The sequence below is a fragment of the Streptomyces thermolilacinus SPC6 genome (assembly GCF_000478605.2).
GTDB lineage: Bacteria > Actinomycetota > Actinomycetes > Streptomycetales > Streptomycetaceae > Streptomyces > Streptomyces thermolilacinus.
Window position 1 is genome coordinate 1 of the sequence record NZ_ASHX02000003.1, and the last position, 3,389, is coordinate 3,389.

General features: G+C 75.0%; 3 protein-coding genes. All 3 read left to right on the top strand.

Going from position 1 to position 3,389, the window contains the following annotated elements; translation table 11 throughout:
- The first annotated feature begins 131 nt into the window (after positions 1-131).
- Positions 132-356, top strand: a complete 225-nt coding sequence (locus tag J116_RS27970) for a hypothetical protein (protein ID WP_023591446.1) — start codon at positions 132-134, stop codon at positions 354-356.
- Between the two features lie 217 nt (positions 357-573).
- The gene (locus J116_RS27975; protein WP_028964872.1) at positions 574-2,478 is read left to right on the top strand and encodes a helix-turn-helix transcriptional regulator; all 1,905 of its coding nucleotides are present in this window, start codon (positions 574-576) and stop codon (positions 2,476-2,478) included.
- Positions 2,475-3,389: SpdB (locus J116_RS27980; protein ID WP_023591448.1), on the top strand; the 915-nt coding region annotated here is incomplete at its 3' end. The genes J116_RS27975 and J116_RS27980, both read left to right, overlap by 4 nt.

Consider the following 3,389-nt stretch of genomic DNA (forward strand, 5'->3'; position numbering starts at 1 on the left):
GTCGGCGGGCTGAGAGACGCGGGGGCGGATGAGGAGCGCTCAGGGCGGCGCGTGTGGCCGCACGGTGGCGCGGCAGGATTCAGCGTCAGCCCACTTGCGCACATGGCGCGTCATGTGTCAGTCTGCATCGCATGACGCAGATGACACCGGCCCAGCTGAGGGCCGACGCAGAGGAAGCGCTCACGCCGCTGGGCCGTCGCCGGATCAGGCTCCTCGCTCAGCTGGAGGAGATCGATGCCGAGCTGCGCCCGCTCATCCAGCGGGCCCGCGCGGTGGAGGTTCCGATCCGGCGCATCGCGGAGCTGACGGCGGTGTCCCCGAACACCGTCCGGGCGTGGACCAAGGACGCCGAGTAGGCGCCCGGATGATCTAGGTCCCTCGCGCGCGCACGCGTAGGGCCCCCTCCCCGGAAACCGGGGAAACCAGGAAACCCGCAGGTCAGCCCGTGTTTCCGCGTGGAAGCGGGCGGGCCGGGTTTCCGGAGTGACGAAACATCACAAAACAGGCGGGCCGGAACCCCGCGCGAACGGAAGTCCCGGCCCTAGATCCACGATCACCCCTGGGAGGAATCTCGTGGACCTCGAAGCAGCATGGAGCAAGATCAGCAAGAGCACCAAAACGGCGGGGCGAGTGTCGGCCGAGATGATCAACCGGGCGGCGCCGGTGGCCGCTCCGATGGCGGCCTGGTGGGACGCGGAGGCGGACCGGCGGCGGCAGCTTCGGACCCCGGAGCACCTGCGGGCGCTGATGGACGCTCAGCGGGCCCACAACGCGGCGCGGGCGGCGTCGCGTACGGCGCGGTCGCAGCGGGCGGCGGCCCGCCGGGAGACCCGGAACCCGCTGGCGACGGCGCGTCGTGCGGCGGCGGCGGCTGACCGCGCGGCCCGCCAGCAGCAGACCCGGGCGCTGGCGGACCTGCGGGCGGCCCGCCGGGAGTACCCGGCGACGCTCGCCAGCCTGGCGGCCCGTGCGCACGCCGCGCACGCCGTCCCGGCCGCCGTGGCGTCCTACGCCCTGTCCACCCCGGCCGACTGGGCGGTGTGGCCGGTGAGCACGTCGGCGGCCCTGGTCGCGGCGCACGTCGGCGGTCTGTGGCTCGGGCGCCGGGCCGTGGTCGCCCCGGCCGCGCCGGAAGGCCTGTCGGCAGAGGAACAGCGGCTGATGGAGCGGCTGGACCCGTCCTGGTGGGTGCAGCACGCCCCCGACCGTGGCCTGTCGGGCACGGTGACCACTCCCCCGGCGCTCACCCCGGCCGGGATCGTCACGAACATCCGGCTCGACGGCACCTGGACGGTGGAGAAGCTGCGCGGCGCCGAGGCGTCCGTGCGGGCGTTGCTGGGGGCACGGACGGCGCTCCCGGCCGTCATCAAGGCGGGCGAGCGCGGCGGGTGGGCGGTGCTCGTCCTGCGGACCCGCAGCGCCGCCGACGGCGCCGACCTCAAGTGGGCGCCGGGCGCCGCGTTCGGCGTGGACACGGTGACGGGCGACGAGGTCCGTATCCCGCTGGGGCAGCGCCTGCTGATCGCGGGTCGGTCCGGTGCGGGTAAGAGCTGGTCGGCGCGACCGCTGCTGTTCGATGCGTCGGAGGGTGAGGCGCACCGCCTGGTCGTCATCGACCTGAAGCGGGTGGAAGCGCGGAACTGGGAGCACCGGGCCCGTACGGCGACGACGCCGGATGCGGCCGAGGAGGTCGTGGCCGAGCTGGTCGAGGAGATGCTGGAGCGCCTGGACCTCGTGCCCAGGGGCGAGGACACCATCACGCCGACGACTGACACGCCCCGCATCACGGTGTTCGTGGACGAGGGGGCGGAGGTGGTGACCACCGCCAAGGACGCGCTGCCGGGGCTGGAGTCCATCGCGCGGATGGGCCGGGCCGCGTGCATCGACCTGTGGTGGGCCACGCAGAAGCCGACCATGTCCGGCTCGTCGCCGGGCATCCCGGCGCAGATCGCGCCGCAACTCTCCACGGTGGTGTCCCTGGCGGTGTCCACCCCGACCGAGGCCCGGACGGTGCTGGGCGAGGACGCGCAGGCGAAGGGCTGGCGCGCGGAGGACCTGCCCGCCCCCGGCTACGCGCTCGTACGGTCCGGCCCCGGCAGCAAGCCCAACCCCGTGCGCACGCGGGCGCTGTCACCCAAGGAAGTCGTGGCACTCCCGGCCACGCCGATCTGGCGGCGCAACGCGGCGGCCGCCGGAGTGTCGGCTGACGCGGCGCCCGAGCGTCCGGTGCTGCGGCTGGTCAAGGACGTGCCGCAGCAGAAGGGGGCGGAAGCCGAGGGGCTCACCGAGGCGGAGACGGCCGTACTCGGCGCGATCCGTGCGGCGGGCGGCCCGGTCAGGCAGGCCGCCGTGGTCGAGGCGTCCGGCGTGTCCAAGGGCGCGGTGTCGAAGGCGGTCAGGAAGCTGACCGGCGCCGGGCTCGTGGCCCGGACCGAGGACGGCGCGCTCGTCGCGTCCGCCGGGGAGGTGTCGGCATGAGGCAGATCAGCACCGAGGACGAGGTCCGGGCAGCGGAACGGACCCTGAGTCTGGCGTGGGTCATCGTCGCGGGGGCGGTGCTGTTCTCCGTCCTCACGGTCACGCCGCTCGTGCAGCAGGTGACCCCGGACCCGTGGGACTGGACGGCCCCAATCCTGCCCGTCGTCGTGGACGCGGCGGTCATCATCGTCGTCCGGATCGACGCCATCATCGCCCGGCTGGGCGGCCGCCCCGGCGGCTGGTCGGCGTTCCTGCGGTGGCTCACCGGGGCGCTCACCCTCGCGCTGAATGTGGGTCACTCGGCGCTGGCTGCCGACTGGGTCGGGGTGGGCGTGCACGCGGTCGCCCCGGCACTGCTCATCGTCACCGCAGAGGCGACGCTCACGTACCGCCGGGCGATCACGGCGGCGGTCGAGCAGATCGAGCGTGAGCGCGCCGCCGAGCGTGAGCAGCAGGCCCGTGAGCAGCGTGAGCGGGAGGAGCGTGCGCGGGCCGACCGTGAGCGTGAGCGGGAGGCCCGGCAGCGGGAGCAGGAGCGGGCCGAGGCCGCCGAGCGTGAGCGTCGCCGCGAGGAGGCCGCCGAGCGTGAGCGGGAGCGTGAGCACGCCGCCCAGCTCGCTCGCGAGCAGCGTGAGGCGGAGGTGCGCCGCATCGAGGCGGAGCGGGAGCGCGATGTGGAGCTGGAGCGGCTGCGGATCGAGGAAGCCGCACGTCAGCGCCGGGAGGCGGCGGAGCGTCAGGCGGCCGACCAGCGCCGCCGGGAGGACGAGCAGCGCCGCGAGCGTGAGCGCCAGGAGCGCGACCGCAAGGCGCGGGAAGCGGCCCGCCGCGCGGCGGCCTCGCCCGCCCCGGCCGCGTCCGTGAGCGCCGCCGTGAGCACCCCCCGCCCGGCCGTGAGCGCCACCGTGAGC